20 protein-coding genes are annotated in these 15,591 nt (G+C 51.6%); 5 read left to right on the top strand and 15 right to left on the bottom strand.

Translation table 11 applies throughout. The annotated features are described in order from the left end of the window. Positions 1-3: 3 nt before the first annotated feature. The 3 genes from priB to E1B03_RS03535 form a co-directional block, all read right to left on the bottom strand. Positions 4-318: a primosomal replication protein N gene (gene priB, locus E1B03_RS03545; protein WP_003025674.1), complete on the bottom strand. Its 315-nt coding sequence runs from the start codon at positions 316-318 to the stop codon at positions 4-6. Between the two features lie 6 nt (positions 319-324). Then, on the bottom strand, positions 325-720 hold the full coding sequence (gene rpsF / locus E1B03_RS03540; protein ID WP_016151433.1) for a 30S ribosomal protein S6: 396 nt from the start codon (positions 718-720) through the stop codon (positions 325-327). Between the two features lie 158 nt (positions 721-878). Continuing rightward, entirely contained in the window at positions 879-1,643 is a 765-nt protein-coding gene (locus tag E1B03_RS03535; protein WP_103768630.1) for a TSUP family transporter, read from the bottom strand. Between the two features lie 299 nt (positions 1,644-1,942). Here E1B03_RS03535 and yjfY point away from each other — a divergent pair, with 299 nt between their 5' ends. Continuing rightward, entirely contained in the window at positions 1,943-2,218 is a 276-nt protein-coding gene (gene yjfY, locus E1B03_RS03530) for a DUF1471 family protein YjfY (RefSeq protein ID WP_103768631.1), read from the top strand. Positions 2,219-2,509: 291 nt separating this feature from the next. Here the strand turns inward: yjfY and E1B03_RS03525 are convergent, their stop codons facing one another. Genes E1B03_RS03525 through ulaA form a run of 6 tightly spaced genes read right to left on the bottom strand, consistent with a single transcriptional unit; the run spans position 2,510 to position 6,920 of the window. Continuing rightward, positions 2,510-3,196 carry an L-ribulose-5-phosphate 4-epimerase gene (locus tag E1B03_RS03525; protein WP_103768632.1) on the bottom strand — a complete coding sequence of 229 codons (687 nt, stop codon included), beginning with the start codon at positions 3,194-3,196 and terminating at the stop codon, positions 2,510-2,512. Continuing rightward, positions 3,196-4,050, bottom strand: coding sequence for an L-ribulose-5-phosphate 3-epimerase (locus tag E1B03_RS03520; RefSeq protein WP_103768633.1), 855 nt, complete (start codon positions 4,048-4,050; stop codon positions 3,196-3,198). Before E1B03_RS03520 ends, E1B03_RS03525 begins: the two co-directional genes overlap by 1 nt. A 9-nt stretch (positions 4,051-4,059) precedes the next feature. Continuing rightward, positions 4,060-4,710, bottom strand: a complete 651-nt coding sequence (ulaD, locus tag E1B03_RS03515) for a 3-keto-L-gulonate-6-phosphate decarboxylase UlaD (protein WP_103768634.1) — start codon at positions 4,708-4,710, stop codon at positions 4,060-4,062. A 12-nt stretch (positions 4,711-4,722) separates the two neighbouring features. Further along, positions 4,723-5,190: a PTS ascorbate transporter subunit IIA gene (ulaC, locus tag E1B03_RS03510; protein ID WP_103768635.1), complete on the bottom strand. Its 468-nt coding sequence runs from the start codon at positions 5,188-5,190 to the stop codon at positions 4,723-4,725. An 11-nt stretch (positions 5,191-5,201) separates the two neighbouring features. After that, positions 5,202-5,507: a PTS ascorbate transporter subunit IIB gene (gene ulaB, locus E1B03_RS03505; protein WP_003025655.1), complete on the bottom strand. Its 306-nt coding sequence runs from the start codon at positions 5,505-5,507 to the stop codon at positions 5,202-5,204. A 15-nt stretch (positions 5,508-5,522) separates the two neighbouring features. After that, on the bottom strand, positions 5,523-6,920 hold the full coding sequence (gene ulaA / locus E1B03_RS03500; RefSeq protein WP_103768636.1) for a PTS ascorbate transporter subunit IIC: 1,398 nt from the start codon (positions 6,918-6,920) through the stop codon (positions 5,523-5,525). A 367-nt stretch (positions 6,921-7,287) separates the two neighbouring features. Between ulaA and ulaG the strand changes: the two genes are divergently transcribed. Continuing rightward, on the top strand, positions 7,288-8,352 hold the full coding sequence (gene ulaG, locus E1B03_RS03495) for an L-ascorbate 6-phosphate lactonase (RefSeq protein ID WP_103768637.1): 1,065 nt from the start codon (positions 7,288-7,290) through the stop codon (positions 8,350-8,352). 107 nt (positions 8,353-8,459) lie between these two features. Next, positions 8,460-9,215, top strand: a complete 756-nt coding sequence (gene ulaR / locus E1B03_RS03490; RefSeq protein WP_003025646.1) for an HTH-type transcriptional regulator UlaR — start codon at positions 8,460-8,462, stop codon at positions 9,213-9,215. Here ulaR and yjfP read toward each other — a convergent pair. Then, on the bottom strand, positions 9,212-9,961 hold the full coding sequence (gene yjfP / locus E1B03_RS03485; protein ID WP_103768638.1) for an esterase: 750 nt from the start codon (positions 9,959-9,961) through the stop codon (positions 9,212-9,214). The two genes, ulaR and yjfP, sit on opposite strands and share 4 nt — an antisense overlap. 181 nt (positions 9,962-10,142) lie before the next feature. Between yjfP and bsmA the strand changes: the two genes are divergently transcribed. Together bsmA and yjfN are read left to right on the top strand one after the other, a co-directional pair. Continuing rightward, positions 10,143-10,472, top strand: a complete 330-nt coding sequence (gene bsmA, locus E1B03_RS03480; protein WP_103768639.1) for a biofilm peroxide resistance protein BsmA — start codon at positions 10,143-10,145, stop codon at positions 10,470-10,472. A 147-nt stretch (positions 10,473-10,619) separates the two neighbouring features. Beyond that, the gene (yjfN, locus tag E1B03_RS03475) at positions 10,620-10,895 is read left to right on the top strand and encodes a DUF1471 family protease activator YjfN (RefSeq protein WP_016151420.1); all 276 of its coding nucleotides are present in this window, start codon (positions 10,620-10,622) and stop codon (positions 10,893-10,895) included. Between the two features lie 84 nt (positions 10,896-10,979). On the opposite strand, the gene E1B03_RS03470 is transcribed toward yjfN, so the two are convergent. The 5 genes from E1B03_RS03470 to E1B03_RS03450 all read right to left on the bottom strand — a co-directional run bounded on the left by E1B03_RS03470 (position 10,980) and on the right by E1B03_RS03450 (position 15,584). Continuing rightward, positions 10,980-12,602, bottom strand: coding sequence for an isovaleryl-CoA dehydrogenase (locus tag E1B03_RS03470; RefSeq protein WP_133085683.1), 1,623 nt, complete (start codon positions 12,600-12,602; stop codon positions 10,980-10,982). A gap of 84 nt (positions 12,603-12,686) precedes the next feature. Then, entirely contained in the window at positions 12,687-13,853 is a 1,167-nt protein-coding gene (locus E1B03_RS03465) for a glutathionylspermidine synthase family protein (protein WP_103768642.1), read from the bottom strand. Positions 13,854-13,855: 2 nt separating this feature from the next. After that, positions 13,856-14,497: a DUF1190 domain-containing protein gene (locus E1B03_RS03460; protein ID WP_103768643.1), complete on the bottom strand. Its 642-nt coding sequence runs from the start codon at positions 14,495-14,497 to the stop codon at positions 13,856-13,858. Between the two features lie 9 nt (positions 14,498-14,506). Beyond that, a complete protein-coding gene (locus E1B03_RS03455) occupies positions 14,507-14,905 on the bottom strand; it encodes a DUF350 domain-containing protein (RefSeq protein WP_133085682.1) in 399 nt (132 codons plus the stop codon). 19 nt (positions 14,906-14,924) lie between these two features. Then, positions 14,925-15,584 (bottom strand): YjfK family protein, encoded by a 660-nt coding sequence (locus E1B03_RS03450; RefSeq protein ID WP_103768645.1) that lies wholly within the window; start codon positions 15,582-15,584, stop codon positions 14,925-14,927. Positions 15,585-15,591: the final 7 nt, after the last annotated feature.

Raw genomic sequence — 15,591 nt, 5'->3', positions numbered from 1 at the left:
TGGCTAGTCTCCAGAATCTATCAATTCAATCTGCTCGGCATGCAGAACCATTTTGCTCAGGCCGTTCTTTGCCTTGTGGCAAGAGATGAACCCCTGAACGGTCACTGCGCTACCGACCGTTATACTGTGAGTAATGGCCTGGTTTTCATGTCCGCTAATAATAACGGGCATTTGGCACCACGCCTGCCGGTGAAACCCGGCTTCCTCCTGCACAGAACGATGCTCAAGCACGAACTGGCAATGAGGAATTCCTGATGGACTGACCTTTCGAAGGGGAGCCCTGCACACGGTGCCGGACAGCGCCAGACGGTTGGTCATCAGAAATTACTCTTCAGAATCCCCAGCTTCAGCATCATCTGCGGTTTCGTTAGCGAAATCATCGCGACGCTCACGGCGCTCGTCTTTCGCTTTAACCATCGGAGATGCTTCGGTAACAGCGTGTTTAGTACGCATAACCATGCTGCGGATAACGGCATCGTTGAAGCGGAAGGTAGTTTCCAGCTCATCGATCACTTCCTGCGGCGCTTCAACGTTCAGCAGAACGTAGTGAGCTTTGTGCAGTTTGTTGATCGGGTAAGCCAGCTGACGGCGACCCCAGTCTTCCAGACGGTGGATCGTGCCTTCTGCGCCAGTGATGGCAGCAGTGTAGCGTTCGATCATACCCGGAACCTGTTCGCTCTGGTCAGGATGGACCATAAAAACGATTTCGTAATGACGCATCGAATTGCTCCTTACGGATTATTCAGCCTCCTGTCTGGGTCAGCCGAGGCCCATGGAGGCAAGGAACGTGTTAAAGGTCGGCTGAAAAATGACGCGTCATAATACTGGGGTCAGCAGGTAAACTCAAGGTGATTGTACGATTATTTGCCATGGCACCATTAATACATATCCAGCAGCATTTTGACGCTGATACAAATGGAGACAATGACAATCATGGGTCGGATAACTTTCTTGCCGCGCGTCAGTACGACCGTCGCGCCAAGACGTGCGCCGAGGGACTGCCCGGCAAACATCACCAGCCCCAGCGACCAGATCATTTTACCGCCGAAAATGAAGAACAAAATCGAGGCAATGTTCGACGCCAGGTTAATAAAATTCGAGTGAATTTGCGCCTTATCGATACTGTATCCCCACAACAGGATATAGCAGAGCGTATAAAAGGAACCCGCACCAGCGCCAAGAAATCCATCATAAAAGCCAATGCAGCCACCGCAGATCAGAGAAAAGAAAAACAGGGATACCTGCTGCTTTCTTTTCGGTTCGCTGAGATTGGGAGCGGAAATAAAGTAAATAGCGACCGCGATAATCAGGATTGGCAGCAGTTTTTTCAACACCTCCGGTTCAATGAACTGAATGAGCGTCGTGCCCAGCGCAGAACCGATAAAAGCAGCTAAAAACACATACTTGTGCTCCTGCACGTTGATATGTCCCCGGCGTAAAAAGTAAATCCCGGAGGTCAGCGAGCTGCCCAGCGCCTGAATTTTATTGGTTGCCAGCGCATTAGCCGGGGGTAAACCAGAAATTAAGAGTGCGCCAATAGAGAGAAAACCGCCGCCGCCCGACACCACGTTAATAAAGCCAGCCACCAGCGCGACCATGAACATAATCACAAAGTAGCTGAAATCCATGAATGAAGTATCCATAAGTTTTTGCCTTATTATCATAAAGTTATATTAATTATCCGGCTCACTATAAACGGCGTACTCAGCCGATTAAATTGACTATTTGGTAAGAGCTTATGCGCGAATGGCAGGTATTTTTTCACCGCAGCGGTATACACCAGTGGACTGTTAATTAAAGAAAAGATGGCTATGCGGTAATTTTTTGAACAACTGCATCAGAAATGGTCGCTATCGACTGCGCCGGCAGCGGTTAAAATTACATCAGAAGCTAATCACTCACAGGAGAGAGGCAACCAGAGACCGCAGTCGAGGAGGTACATATGCGAGCCCGTGTTTTGACCCTTCTGGCTGTGCTTTTGCTCAGCGCAAATGCAACGGCAGCCATCAAAATTGACAATCATCAGGCCAGAAATATGGATGATGTGCAGAGCTTAGGCGTCATTTACATAAATCATAACTTCGCCACCGAAAGTGAAGCCATTCAGGCCCTGAATGAAGAGACCGATGCGCAAGGCGCAACCTGGTACCACGTGATCCTCACCAGGGAACCCGGTAGTAACGGAAATATGCACGCTAGTGCAGATATTTATCGCTAGCTACCCGCAAATAACCAACGAGAACATTGCCACAGTTAACTTGCCCCCTTCACTGGGGGCTTTTTTTGCAAACAAAATAGTTGTAGGCCGGAGACGCAAAGCGCCACCCGGCAGACTCCGCGCAGATTGCCGGATGGCGGCATAAACGCCTTATCCGGCCTACCGTTCCAGCGCCTGACTTCAACGCCTTAACCGATCAGCATTCCCCTTCACCGGGAGCTTTTCTGCAAAAAAAGTCCTGAAGCCAGATCGATAACATCCCCAGAATAATTTGGCTCCAGGACTTAGTCGTTACTTCTGTCCGTAATAGGCGTTTGGACCGTGCTTACGCATGAAGTGCTTATTCATCAGATAGCCGTCGATGGGGCTGAGGGCCGGATTAATACCACGCGCGATCCATGCCATTTTTGCCACCTCTTCCAGCACCACGGCGTTGTGTACCGCGTCGTGAGCGTCTTTGCCCCAGGCAAATGGGCCATGTTGGTACACGACGACGCCAGGCGTATGCAAAGGTTCGACCTCCCCCAGCGTTTCGACAATCACCCTGCCGGTATTCAGCTCATACTCGTCCTGAACTTCCGCTTCAGTTAATGCCCTGGTGCAGGGAATATCGCCAAAGAAGTAATCCGCATGCGTCGTGCCGAGCGCGGGAATTGCCAGCCCCGCCTGCGCCCATGCCGTCGCGTGGGTTGAGTGGGTGTGCACCACGCCGCCGAGCGATGAATAGCGGCGATACAGCGCCAGATGGGTGGCGGTATCGGAAGAAGGACGATAGCGTCCTTCCACCACGTTGCCGTCCAGATCCACAACCACCATGTCATCCACTGTCATTGTTTGGTAGTCGACGCCGCTGGGCTTAATTACCACCAGCCCGCGTTCGCGGTCGATGGCGCTGACGTTACCCCAGGTAAACGTCACCAGCCCATAGCGCGGCAGATCCATGTTGGCCTCAAAAACCTGCTGTTTACGTTTTTGCATTACACCGCCTCCACCAGACCCGCACTGGCCATACGCGCTTTCACCCAGTCGCGCGCCTTCGCCACTTCACGTGCCGGGTCGTCCGACGTTTCACTCCACATCTCAATCAGGTATGGCCCGCAATACCCACTCTGTTTGAGCGTTTCGAAACAACGTTCAAAATCAACGACTCCTTCACCAAACGGCACATTTTTGAATACGCCGGGTTTGGTATCCTTCACGTGTACGGCGACGATATGGCCCATTCCCGCCTGCAGCTCCATCTGTACGTCGTTATCCCACGCCGACAAATTGCCGATATCGGGATACAGCTGGAACCACGGATTGTTGAGATAGTGGGCGTAACCAAGCGCCTTACTGATCGAGTTCATCAGTGGATAATCCATGATTTCCATCGCCAGCGTCACCTGCGCACGGCTCGCCATCTCTACGCTCTCTTTCAGCCCATCGCGAAACCGACGACGCGTTTCGTTATTGGCCTGCTGGTAATAGACGTCGTAACCCGCCAGTTGAATAACACGGATACCGATATCCTGCGCAAACTGAATGGCTTTACGCATGATCTCCAGCCCCTGTTCGCGCACCGCATCATCTTCACTGCCCAGCGGGAAACGACGATGAGCGCTCAGGCACATGGACGGTACCCGTATCCCTGTCTCGGCGATTGCGGCCACCAGTGCCAGTCGCTGCTCGCGACTCCAGTCAAGGCGCGCAAGACGATCGTCGGTTTCATCAACTGACATTTCGACAAAGTCAAAGCCCAGTTCCTTCGCCAACTGCAACCGTTCCAGCCAGCACTCCCCGCTGGGGAGCGCTTTTTCATAAATACCGAGCGGGACCTGTTTCGACAGCATAGTCGCTCCTTATCCCCACAGTTGGGCGATGGAACGTTTGAACTGACGCGCGGCCTCAACCGGAGAAGCGGCATCGCGAATACTGCGACCAGCAATAAAGACGTGAATCGGGATCCCCTGGAACAACGGCAGATCCTCCAGCGCCAGACCGCCGGTGACGGTGACTTTAAAGCCCATATCGGCCAGACGTTTGATTGCGCTGATATCCGCGTCTCCCCACGCCACACCCGCCGCCTGCGCATCACGGCTGCGGTGATATACAACTTGCCCAATGCCTGCGTCACGCCACTCCTGCGCCTGTTCCCAGGTCCAGTAACCGGTTAATTCAATCTGCACGTCGCCGTTAAATTCTTTCGCCACCTCCAGCGCACCCTTGGTGGTGTTGATATCCGCACAGCAGATGACGGTGACCCAATCAGCATTGGCTTCGAAACACATGCGGGAGAGGATTTTTCCCGCGTCGGCAATTTTTGCATCCGCCAGCACGATTTTATGCGGATAAAGCGCTTTCAGATCGCGTACGGCACGTACTCCCTCTGCCACGCAAAGAATAGTGCCCACCTCAATGATATCGACCTCTTCGGCAATCAGACGCGTTGTTTCATACGCGGAAGACATTGATTGGTTATCCAGCGCAACCTGCAACATAGGTAATGACATTTTGGTATCCTTTTAAACAGCCGCCGCAGTGGCGTTATCAATTAAATCAAGCACTTCCTGCGCTGTACGGCAGGCGCGTAAACGGTCGAAATTGGCTTCGTCGTCAAAGAGATTCACGATCTGCATAATGCCCACTTCCTGGTGCGTGTTAGCATCTACTGCCGCCATCGTTATCAGGATGTCGACCGGATCGTTATCTTCGTGGTTAAACACCAGCGGTGTTTTCAGCGTCACCAGCGCAAAACCCGTTTTCTTCACCCCTTCCTCTGGCCGACCGTGCGGCATCGCCAGGCCGGGCGCGATCACAAAATACGGGCCGAACTGTTCGACGCCATCGAGGATGGCCTGGTAGTAGCGTGGCTCAACCACATCAGCCTTAACCAGCAGATCAACGCTTAGTTTCACCGCTTCCTGCCAGGTACTGGCCTCGGCCTGTAAAAGGATGGAATTATTGTCTGCCAGCGAATCACGTAATTTCATATGCCGTATCCTTACTTCACATCCTGTGGGAAATGCGCTTTGATCACTTCCAGCAGTTTTGGTCCAAAATCGGCGGGAGACAGCATGTTGCGTACGCCAACAACATATTTATTGCCAGATACGGTAATTTCACCGGCGATATGCGTAGAGGCGATGATGATATCCGCGCCGCTCAGCTCACTTTTGTATTCACCTACTGCGCAACTGTTCACCGTATGGTCAATATTTGACTGGGTTAAAAACTGATCCACTTTCATCTTCATGATCATGGAACTGCCCTGCCCATTGCCACACACAGCCAGAATACGTACGGTCATAATCGGAACTCCTTATTAAGCAGAGTGTTCTGCCAGTTGTTTTTCTGCGTCTTCCTCAGCGCGCAACGTGCGTCCTGCGAAAAACATATAAGCCAGTGCAATCAGAATAATGACGGCCATAAACACGATGCCGATGGAGGCAAAGCCCTGCATCATCGGCGGTGCCAAAATTGACCAGTCCGCCATGCCCATCCAGGCGCTCATACCGGTAAGTTTTACCGCCCAGACGCAGCCAAAAATTTCAATCATCCCCATCACCAAACAAATCTTGAGCGCCGCGCGCCAGCCGCCAAAGTGATTAGCAAATACGCCGATAGTGGCGTTCGAGAAGAACATCGGGATAAAACCTGGGATAATCAGGATCGAAGAGCCGCAGCCCACGAGGATGCCGACCGCAATCAGTTGACCGATGGTGCCCCACATAAAGCCCCAGACCACCGCGTTGGGAGCAAAGCTATATATTGCCGCACAGTCGATGGCCAGCACCGCGCCCGGAATCAGACGTTGAGAGATACCGTTGAACGCTTCTGAAAGCTCAGCAACGAACATACGAACGCCCTGAGTGATGATGAATATAGCGACTGCAAACGAAAAACCGGTTTGCAGGATATACACCGTCCAGTGGGTTTTACCCGCCATCGCCTGAACCACATCAATGCCGAAAGAGAGCAGGATTGCGCCGAAAAAGATGGTCATAACAATTGCGGTAGAAACGATGTTGTCATGGAAGATATTTAGCCAGCCAGGCAGCTTGAGATCTTCCACACTCTCCTCTTTCTTACCCAGATAAGGCGCGACTTTGTAAGCAATCCAGGAAGCAAACTGCTGCTGGTGACCGATGGAAAAACCGCAGCCGTCGGTCACTTCCTGTGTCGGTTTGTACATCATATTGGAGGTAATGCCCCAGTAGAGCGACACCAGCACCGCGGTGCAGATGATGGTGGTCCACATCGGATAACCGAAGATGTAGAAAGAGACGGCAATCAGGCCCGCCTGCTGGAACATGATGTGCCCAGTCAGCATGATGGTGCGAATGCCGGTAATGCGCCGTAGCAGTACGTAACAAATATTCAATGCCAGCGCCAACAGTACGGCGTACCCTACCCAACTGTAGGCATCACCCATGCGTTCGATGGTTGCCATCATGGAGGCATAGGTATCAGAAATTGCGCCATTGATACCGTAAACCTCGGACATCTTTGCCACTACCGGTTTGAAGGTGCTGGTCAGAATGCCCGATCCCGCCTGCAGCAACATAAAACCGATAATCGTTTTGATCGTGCCTTTAATAATAACGCTGACGCTTTTACGCAACAGGATGTAGCCGAGACAGGTCACAATACCCAACAGCAACGGCGCGTTGGTCATAACCTGATTAAAAAAGACGGTAAAGATGTTGTAGAGGATCTCCATAACGATCTCCAGTAGACGAAGTTGCTGAACATTCATTACAGATGCCCAGGATGTTGTGCCCTCACTCTAGTTTTCAAAAGTAATCACAACAAGATTGAATTTGATTAAATGTGATGTAGTACGCAAATAATTCGCTCACTTGCAGCGTGGTTTTACTTTTGATCCGAAAAACAAAAAATAAAACCCATTAAAACAATAGAATACAAAAATACATTTCTTAAAAAACATCCTGTCACGCAGTCGTTTTCTCACACTCACCCGCTGAATAAGAAAAATCAACGCATTGCCTTCTTGATAAAATGATGTCAGTATCAATCAAAACAAATCATCATTTGATTCAATCTGAACAAACATGAAGGTAAATGCGATGAGTAAAGTAAAAAGCATCACGCGTGAATCATGGATCCTAAGCACATTCCCGGAGTGGGGAAGCTGGCTGAATGAAGAGATCGAACAGGAACAGGTCGCACCCGGCACCTTTGCTATGTGGTGGCTTGGCTGTACCGGAATCTGGCTGAAGTCGGAAGGCGGAACTAACGTCTGCGTCGATTTCTGGTGCGGTACGGGTAAGCAGAGTCACGGTAACCCGCTGATGAAAAACGGTCACCAGATGCAACGCATGGCGGGCGTGAAGAAACTGCAACCAAACCTGCGCACCACGCCGTTTGTGCTTGATCCGTTTGCAATTCGACAGATCGATGCGGTGCTGGCCACGCACGATCATAACGATCATATCGATGTGAATGTTGCGGCAGCCGTCATGCAGAACTGCGCGGACGACGTGCCGTTTATTGGACCACAGACCTGTGTGGATCTGTGGGTCGGTTGGGGTGTACCGAAAGAGCGCTGCATCGTGGTAAAACCAGGCGATGTGGTAAAAGTGAAAGATATTGAAATTCACGCGCTTGATGCGTTTGATCGTACCGCGTTGATCACGCTTCCGGCCGATCAAAAAGCAGCAGGCGTGCTGCCGGACGGTATGGATGCTCGCGCGGTGAACTATCTGTTCAAAACACCGGGAGGCACGCTGTACCACAGCGGAGATTCGCACTACTCCAACTACTATGCAAAGCATGGTAACGAGCACCAGATCGACGTCGCGCTCGGATCTTATGGCGAGAACCCACGTGGCATTACCGACAAAATGACCAGCTCCGATATGCTGCGTATGGCGGAAGCGCTGAATACAAAAGTAGTGATCCCCTTCCATCATGACATCTGGTCAAACTTCCAGGCCGATCCTCAGGAGATCCGCGTACTGTGGGAGATGAAAAAAGATAGGCTGAAGTATGGCTTTAAGCCGTTTATCTGGCAGGTAGGCGGCAAGTTCACCTGGCCGCTGGACAAAGATAACTTTGAGTATCATTATCCGCGCGGCTTTGACGACTGCTTCACAATTGAACCGGATTTACCGTTTAAATCCTTCTTGTGATCCACATAAAATGCCGGATCGTCCCGGCATTTTTTTCCCATTTACTTTAGTATTTCCAGGCTATTTCAAATATCATCTTTTCAAATCAATTTGTATCGGAATAGCTCATGACTGAAGCACAAAGACATCAAATTTTGCTGGATATGCTGGCGCAGTTGGGCTTTGTTACCGTTGAGAACGTAATTGAGCGTCTGGGGATTTCACCCGCCACAGCACGCCGGGACATCAACAAACTCGACGAAAGCGGCAAACTCAAGAAAGTCCGCAACGGCGCAGAAGCTATTACCCAGCAGCGTCCGCGCTGGACGCCAATGAATCTGCACCAGGCGCAGAACCATGATGAAAAAGTTCGCATTGCCAAGGCGGCATCCCAGCTTGTAAATGCGGGCGAAAGCGTGGTGATCAACTGCGGATCGACCGCTTTCCTGCTGGGTCGCGAAATGTGCGGCAAGCCAGTGCAAATCATCACTAATTATTTGCCGCTGGCGAACTATCTTATCGATCAGGAGCATGACAGCGTGATTATCATGGGAGGGCAATACAACAAAAGCCAGTCCATCACGCTCAGCCCACAAGGCAGTGAAAACAGCCTGTACGCCGGACACTGGATGTTTACCAGCGGTAAAGGGTTGACCGCGGACGGACTGTATAAAACCGATATGCTGACCGCGATGGCTGAGCAAAAGATGCTTAACGTGGTAGGTAAATTGGTAGTGCTGGTCGATAGCAGTAAAGTCGGCGAACGTGCGGGGATGTTGTTCAGCCGCGCCGATCAAATCGATATGCTCATTACCGGTAAAAACGCTAACCCTGAGATTCTGCAACAGCTTGAAGCTCAGGGCGTAAGCATTATGCGCGTTTAAAGGTGCTGGCGGAAAAACGTTACCGTCGCAGCCAGCGCTTCTGGCGTGATGCGGTGGCGTACGCCCGCTTCCCACAGGCAGGTTAGATTGTTGTCCAGCCCAGCCTGAATCAGCGCCTGCTGTAAGCGGAAGGTTTCAATGGCCGGCACCACATCATCATCCTGTCCATGCCACAGCAGCAACGGTCTGTCGGCCAGGCGTGGCAGTTGATGCGTAACGTCCCATTCGGCCAGTGGAGTGATGACGGCATCGAACTCCGCCTGCTGCTCTGGGGTCTGAACCCGTAAAGGCGGGAAAAGCGTCTGCGCAAGACGGGTAAAATAACCCGAACCCATCAGGCTGGCTACACATTTAACCTCGGGATGGCGGGCCATAATGCCCAACGCCGTCATTCCTCCCATCGACGCCCCTCCGACGGCAAGTCGTTCATCTGATAGCCAATTTTCAGCCACCAGCGCCGCACGTAACGTCGTAAACTCCTGCATATTTTGCTGCAAAATATGCCAGAAGCGGTACATTCTCCCTTGGGCGTCACTCGTGAAGCGCGCGCCATGGTCGGGCGCATCAGGCATGACGACGCGGAATCCAGCCTGAGCCAGAGCAACGGCAAAATAGCTGTAAACCAGACTGGAAGATGTAAACCCGTGATAGAAGATAATACAAGGGAGTGAACATTCGCGTTTGCCAGCCGGAACGGCATGCAGGACAGGGATGCCAGCCAACTGTCGTGTTTCAATTTCTATCATTTGTCGCCTCTTTCTTTCTGGTATGCCATGCAGCAATACTTAACGCAAGCGAATGTGTTCGGCAATGATTCATAATGTTGAGAACTGGGTTACGTTTTCGCAACATTTTCATTCGAAAATCGCGTGAGAGATAACAATTCGGGAACATTCCCCTAAAGGGAAATTAATAAGGCACTACACTATGGCTATCAGGAAACGAGATAGAGTTATGCGTCGGTTTGCCCCTTTATTGCTGGTTATGTTTTTAAGCGCCTGTAGTGTGCTACAGGGAACGCCGCAACCCGCACCGCCCGTGGCCGACCACCCGCAGGAAATCCGCCGTGACCAAAGTAATGGGTTACAGCGAATAGGGACGGTTAGCTCGCTGGTAAGAGGCTCTCCGGATGATGCGCTGGCAGAGATCCGTGCCAAAGCCGTCGCGGCTAAAGCTGATTACTACGTGGTCTTATTAGTCGATGAGACTATCGTGACAGGCCAATGGTATTCACAAGCTATTTTGTATCGTAAATAACATTGGGTTGAAATTTAGTCAGCTTTACATTGCTTTGCGCCCCTATGCGTTTACCTGTGCACAATAAACCAACAGCAGGAAGCTTGAGGTTTATTATCGCGATGGAATGCCCTGCCGTGTGTAGGGGTACGAATAATGGAGCTGACGATGAAACAATCACTTGCCTTATCCTCACTGCTGCTTTCTGCCGGACTGGTAGGTACTACGGCGCAGTCTGCCGAGTTCGCCAGTGCTGACTGCGTTACGGGCCTGAACGAAATTGGCCTGATATCTGTCAGTAACATTGCAGGGAATCCGCAGGATGTAGAACGAGTAGTCGCATTAAAAGCGGATGAACAAGGTGCCTCATGGTACCGTATCATTCAGATGTACGAAGACCAGCAGCCCGACAACTGGCGCGTACAGGCCATACTCTATGCTTAACAAATTGCCGGATGGCGTAAACTTATCCGGCCTACATTGAACGTAGGCATGATAAACGCATCAGCGTCGCCATCAGGCATATTATTACCGTAATCCCCCCGTTGCCCGCAGGAGCAAATCGTTCAGCACCTGTTCAGACAATCGTAGTCCACCGCGCGTATCGAGCATCATTTGACACCAGGCCTGCGCCACTGGCGGAGAAGCATAGCGCAACATCTGCGCCCCACAGCCGAGCAGGAAGAGCTGCTGCGTAATCTCCCGTCCCATCTCTTCGCTGGGTTTGCGTAAACGCTGCTGTAGCTGACGAACCATTCGATCGTAATGCCGGTCTTGCCCTTTTACCTCCGCAAAGGCTTCGTTGAGCATATCGTATATGCCGGGCTGCTTTGTCAGCACCCGCAATACATCGAGACACATGATGTTGCCGGAGCCTTCCCAGATACTGTTTACCGGCATCTCACGATACAAACGCGGCAACTCACTCTCCTCGCAATAGCCAATTCCGCCCAGCACTTCCATCGCCTCTGCAACAAACGGCATCCCGCTTTTGCACACGGAGAATTTCGCCGCTGGTGTGAACAATCTGGCCCACTGCGCTTCTTTGGTATCTGCACGACGGTCCCAGGCCCGCGCTAGCCGGAACAATAACGCCGTCTGACCTTCCAGTTGGAGCGCCATACGGCCTAATACCTGGCGCATCATCGGCTGTTCAATCAATGGCTTGCCAAATACCTGTCGCTGGTGCGCATGGTAAATCGCGACGGAAAAAGCACGTCGCATCATGCCGTGACTGCCGAGCGCACAGTCAAAACGCGTCATCCCGCCCATTTTCAGGATATGACGTATACCTTCCCCTTCCTCGCCCAATAACCAGCCAATCGCATCGTGGAATTCAACCTCGCAGCTGGCGTTGGAGCGGTTGCCTAACTTATCTTTCAGTCGCTCAAGACGGATAGCATTACGCTGCCCGTCGGGTAAAAATCGCGGTACAAAAAAGCAGGATAATCCCCTCTTTGCCTGGGCCAGCACCAAATGGGCATCGCTTTGCGGCACGGAGAAAAACCACTTGTGCCCTACCAAACGATACGAGCCGTCTGCAAGACGTTCTGCCTGAGTGGTATTACTCAGCACATCTGACCCCCCTTGCTTCTCGGTCATTCCCATGCCGAGAAGCAAGCCACGCTTTTGCCCTCCGGGCAGTAAATGCGAGTCATAGCGGTCGCTAAGCAGCGGCGTCAACCAGTCGTGAAAGGTTGCAGGCAACATCTGAAGTAACAGCGGCGTGGCGGCAAAAGTCATAGTAACCGGACACAACGTGCCCGCTTCCACCTGTGCATGCAGCATGAAACGCGCCGCCCTGGCAACAAATGATCCCTGCCGCGCGTCTTCTTCCCAGGCAAGATTATGCACACGGTTGGCGCACAATCCCTGCATCAGCAAATGCCAGGCAGGATGAAAACGCACATCATCCAGCCGCTGCCCCTGCGGGTCGTAGCGCAACAGTTCGGGTGGAAAAGCATTGGCCAGACGGCCCAGTTCGAGCGACTCGGCAGTCCCTAGCTGCTGACCAATACTGGCGAGAAGATCGCTGTCCCATCCAGCGCCTTCACGGATAACCGCTTCGCACAGCGCGCCGTCGGACAGATATAGGTTACTGTTATTGAGCGGTACAGGTTGGTTAAAAACGGTATGCGTTTGCCAGTGCATTGTGTCTCCCTCCGTCAATGGCCGTCGCCTTAAGTATGGTCAGAACCACATTATTCGCGACGGAGGAAGATCACAAAAGTACGGTTAGCCCGCAATATAGTGAGGAATAAATCGAGAAGTATCTTTAGTGATCAGTGTATTATCTTCGCGGATCCCCATGCCACAGGCTTCATCATCCACGATCCAACTACCGATCAGCGTGTAGCTGTCGCCAAAACGCGGTAACGGTTGAAATGCCTGATAAATCATTGGCTCTTCTGCGTAGTCGCCCTCAGCGTGCTCAACGACCTGCTGCAGGCCATCAAAAATGGTGACATTTCCCCCCTCGCGGGAAAATATCGGTTTGCGTACATAGCTTTCACCAGCAGAAATTTGTGGCGTTTCTCCATCAAACCAGGCGGGCAACAGGTTGGGATGGTTGGGAAAAAATCGCCACAGCAAAGGCATTAACCCTTTATTGCTGAGCACGCTCTTCCACAATGGCTCAACCCACTGCTCGCGGCGATGGCGCAGCAAGGGGCCATTTTCATCTCGCATCATCCACTCCAGGGGATAGAGCTTAAAAGCGCGACGAATAACGTTATCGTCCAGGTCTGTAAGAACGCCGCCAACACCAAGCCCCAACTCTTCGACGTAAATAAACCGTGACTCTTGCCCGGCCTGCTGTGCGCAATCCTGTAAATACAGCACCGTGGTACGATCTTCATCGGTATCTTCGCAGCAGCAAAAATAGAAAGGATCCGGGCTATAAAGCTCAGCAAAACGGGAGATAAGCCGCTCCTGAATGGCGTTGTACTGGTCGGCGTCGCGTGGTATCAGCCCGCTGCGACGCGCATCTTCCAGCCATAGCCACTGGAAGTACGCTGACTCATAGAGCGACGTTGGCGTATCCGCGTTGTACTCCAGCAACTTGACCGGGGCGTTATTTCCACACCAGACAAAATCCATGCGGCCATACAGAGAGGGATCGCGATTGCGCCAGCTTTCGGCAATCACATCCCAGTACAGCGGCGGGATCGCCAGTTGCTGCATAATCTGTTCGTCGTGAACGGCTCGTTCGACGACATCCAGACACATTTGGTGCAGCTCCGCAGTAGGTTTTTCGATCTGCTCTTCCACTTGCCGGAGCGTGAAGCGGTATGCCCGGCTCTCATCCCAGTAGATTTCGTTATCGATAATATGAAAATCGAAGCCGTGATCGTAAGCGATCCTGTCCAGATCGGAGCGAACAGGGACATCATGTCGCAGCATCGTTAACCTCCCCAGTGCCCACGCGCGCTGGACGAACGTCCATAGCCGCCGCGTGAAACCGTCGAGACTTTCTTCGTCGTATAGCTATGACTGGTTGCGGTATCATTTTTTCCACTACCGGAACGCCAGCTGTAATCCCCGGATGTCGTACGCCAGACCGGGCGCGAAGCATAGGAAGAACCGCCGCTGCTGTAAACATACTGTTCGTCGCGATCTTTGCGAATGACGCGGCTGAGTAAAAAACCGGTGAATACCGGCACCCAGCTTTGGTCAGTACTATCGAGATAGCAGTCGCCAAACTGCGTCTGACAGCTCTGCTTGTTCATTTGCTTTGGCAGGTTGGAGTAGAACTCTGTTTTCGCATTATTCCAGCCATCGGCACAAACTGTGGCACTATTGCCATCATCAATGCATTCACTCACCGCCGAGTAAAAGGTACCGTCGCCATCGTTATCGGTATTGCCGTCGTCAGCACATCCTCTAAGAACAAAAAATGCCGCTCCGCCCATAATGGCCAGCGTCAAATACTTTCCGCTGTATCGGCTGCGTTTTTTTACAAAAGGGTTCGCCGGGCGCCCAATTCGCGTTAGGGAAGAATGCCCTGACACCCTGTTTTTGTTTCCGGATTTACGTTTTCTGGCCATGATCGTCCATTACCATGTCATGCAGGCGGCGTTAAAAATGCCCCCCGCCAGAGCAGCGGTCCCCATAAATAATCCCGCTGCTGTATTGTGATTAATGATTTTTTCACTCAGTGCCGGCATATATAAACGCACGCCGCCGTAAATGATGAGTTGTATCACCAGCGCGATGCCGCCCCAGGCAAAATAATCCGGGATGCTAACGGCATTAATTGCCGCGCTAGATAACGGGATAACGTAACCCAGCAATGTGCCGCTAAAGGCCAGTGATGCTGCCGTATTATTATTTTTAATCAGTTGCCATTCGTTATGTGGGGTGATCTTTGAGTAGATAAAAAGAAAAACGATCACCATGGCTGTGCCAATAAAAAAATAGGCGCAAAAAGCCAGTAATGAATCCAGTATGTGCATTGTGTAGCCTTCCCTGAAATTAACCAATTACATTAAGTGATGTTAATGGAATATCCACACCCAGCGCCCGCGAGAATACCCACTCAGGATCACCCTGATCATTGAACGACTCTTCACCGTTCAACAGCAGGTATTCCCAGGTATCATCTGTAACCTGTCGCTGATAGCCCATGGTAAAATTATGCACATCCCATGTGGCATGCTGATGATTTTCCACTTTTTCCAGCATATAAACCGGCTCAATGTTCCCCGGCTCTTCATCGTTAAAAAAGCGTTGCCAGCGCTCTTCCTGCCAGCTCAGCGTCGGCGTCCCTATTACGGACGGGCTAATGGCAGACTGCCAGTGTTTTTTCTGCGAAATCCCGTAACTTTCCGCATAAACAAAGAATTTAATATCGTCTATATCATCAATGTCTGAGCCGCCCGTGGTATTGATTTGCAGAAACTCTTCTCCGGACGTGTAGTAGCGAAAAATCTGGCTTCCGCCGCCTAAATCAATGTGGCTGGCGGCTGCAACGGTGTACTCCTCACCAGGCAATTCGATCAATAGTGAGTCTTCAAGCAGACGAAATGCCAGCGTGTTAAGCGTAAAACCAGCATTCAGATGTAACCCCAACGGCCCGCGATCTGGCGCAACAGCAGCGGCTTTACCAAATAAACGTTGGAAAAAACTCATCATCATTTTC

The sequence above is a fragment of the Citrobacter arsenatis genome (genome assembly GCF_004353845.1).
GTDB classification, from domain to species: Bacteria; Pseudomonadota; Gammaproteobacteria; order Enterobacterales; family Enterobacteriaceae; genus Citrobacter; species Citrobacter arsenatis.
Note: the sequence above shows the minus strand (reverse complement) of the source record. Positions and strands in the feature narration are given on the sequence as shown.

Excerpts from the sequence above, each read along its gene's own strand:
- E1B03_RS03455 (WP_133085682.1), bottom strand. The coding sequence starts at position 14,905 with ATGCACATACTGGATTCATTACTGGCTTTTTGCGCCTATTTTTTTATT.
- ulaR (WP_003025646.1), top strand. The coding sequence starts at position 8,460 with ATGACTGAAGCACAAAGACATCAAATTTTGCTGGATATGCTGGCGCAG.
- ulaA (WP_103768636.1), bottom strand. The coding sequence starts at position 6,920 with ATGGAGATCCTCTACAACATCTTTACCGTCTTTTTTAATCAGGTTATG.
- ulaD (WP_103768634.1), bottom strand. The coding sequence starts at position 4,710 with ATGTCATTACCTATGTTGCAGGTTGCGCTGGATAACCAATCAATGTCT.
- E1B03_RS03460 (WP_103768643.1), bottom strand. The coding sequence starts at position 14,497 with ATGGCCAGAAAACGTAAATCCGGAAACAAAAACAGGGTGTCAGGGCAT.
- E1B03_RS03450 (WP_103768645.1), bottom strand. The coding sequence starts at position 15,584 with ATGATGAGTTTTTTCCAACGTTTATTTGGTAAAGCCGCTGCTGTTGCG.
- ulaC (WP_103768635.1), bottom strand. The coding sequence starts at position 5,190 with ATGAAATTACGTGATTCGCTGGCAGACAATAATTCCATCCTTTTACAG.
- E1B03_RS03465 (WP_103768642.1), bottom strand. The coding sequence starts at position 13,853 with ATGCTGCGACATGATGTCCCTGTTCGCTCCGATCTGGACAGGATCGCT.
- yjfN (WP_016151420.1), top strand. The coding sequence starts at position 10,620 with ATGAAACAATCACTTGCCTTATCCTCACTGCTGCTTTCTGCCGGACTG.
- yjfY (WP_103768631.1), top strand. The coding sequence starts at position 1,943 with ATGCGAGCCCGTGTTTTGACCCTTCTGGCTGTGCTTTTGCTCAGCGCA.
- yjfP (WP_103768638.1), bottom strand. The coding sequence starts at position 9,961 with ATGATAGAAATTGAAACACGACAGTTGGCTGGCATCCCTGTCCTGCAT.
- ulaG (WP_103768637.1), top strand. The coding sequence starts at position 7,288 with ATGAGTAAAGTAAAAAGCATCACGCGTGAATCATGGATCCTAAGCACA.
- priB (WP_003025674.1), bottom strand. The coding sequence starts at position 318 with ATGACCAACCGTCTGGCGCTGTCCGGCACCGTGTGCAGGGCTCCCCTT.
- bsmA (WP_103768639.1), top strand. The coding sequence starts at position 10,143 with ATGGCTATCAGGAAACGAGATAGAGTTATGCGTCGGTTTGCCCCTTTA.
- ulaB (WP_003025655.1), bottom strand. The coding sequence starts at position 5,507 with ATGACCGTACGTATTCTGGCTGTGTGTGGCAATGGGCAGGGCAGTTCC.
- E1B03_RS03470 (WP_133085683.1), bottom strand. The coding sequence starts at position 12,602 with ATGCACTGGCAAACGCATACCGTTTTTAACCAACCTGTACCGCTCAAT.
- E1B03_RS03525 (WP_103768632.1), bottom strand. The coding sequence starts at position 3,196 with ATGCAAAAACGTAAACAGCAGGTTTTTGAGGCCAACATGGATCTGCCG.
- E1B03_RS03535 (WP_103768630.1), bottom strand. The coding sequence starts at position 1,643 with ATGGATACTTCATTCATGGATTTCAGCTACTTTGTGATTATGTTCATG.
- E1B03_RS03520 (WP_103768633.1), bottom strand. The coding sequence starts at position 4,050 with ATGCTGTCGAAACAGGTCCCGCTCGGTATTTATGAAAAAGCGCTCCCC.
- rpsF (WP_016151433.1), bottom strand. The coding sequence starts at position 720 with ATGCGTCATTACGAAATCGTTTTTATGGTCCATCCTGACCAGAGCGAA.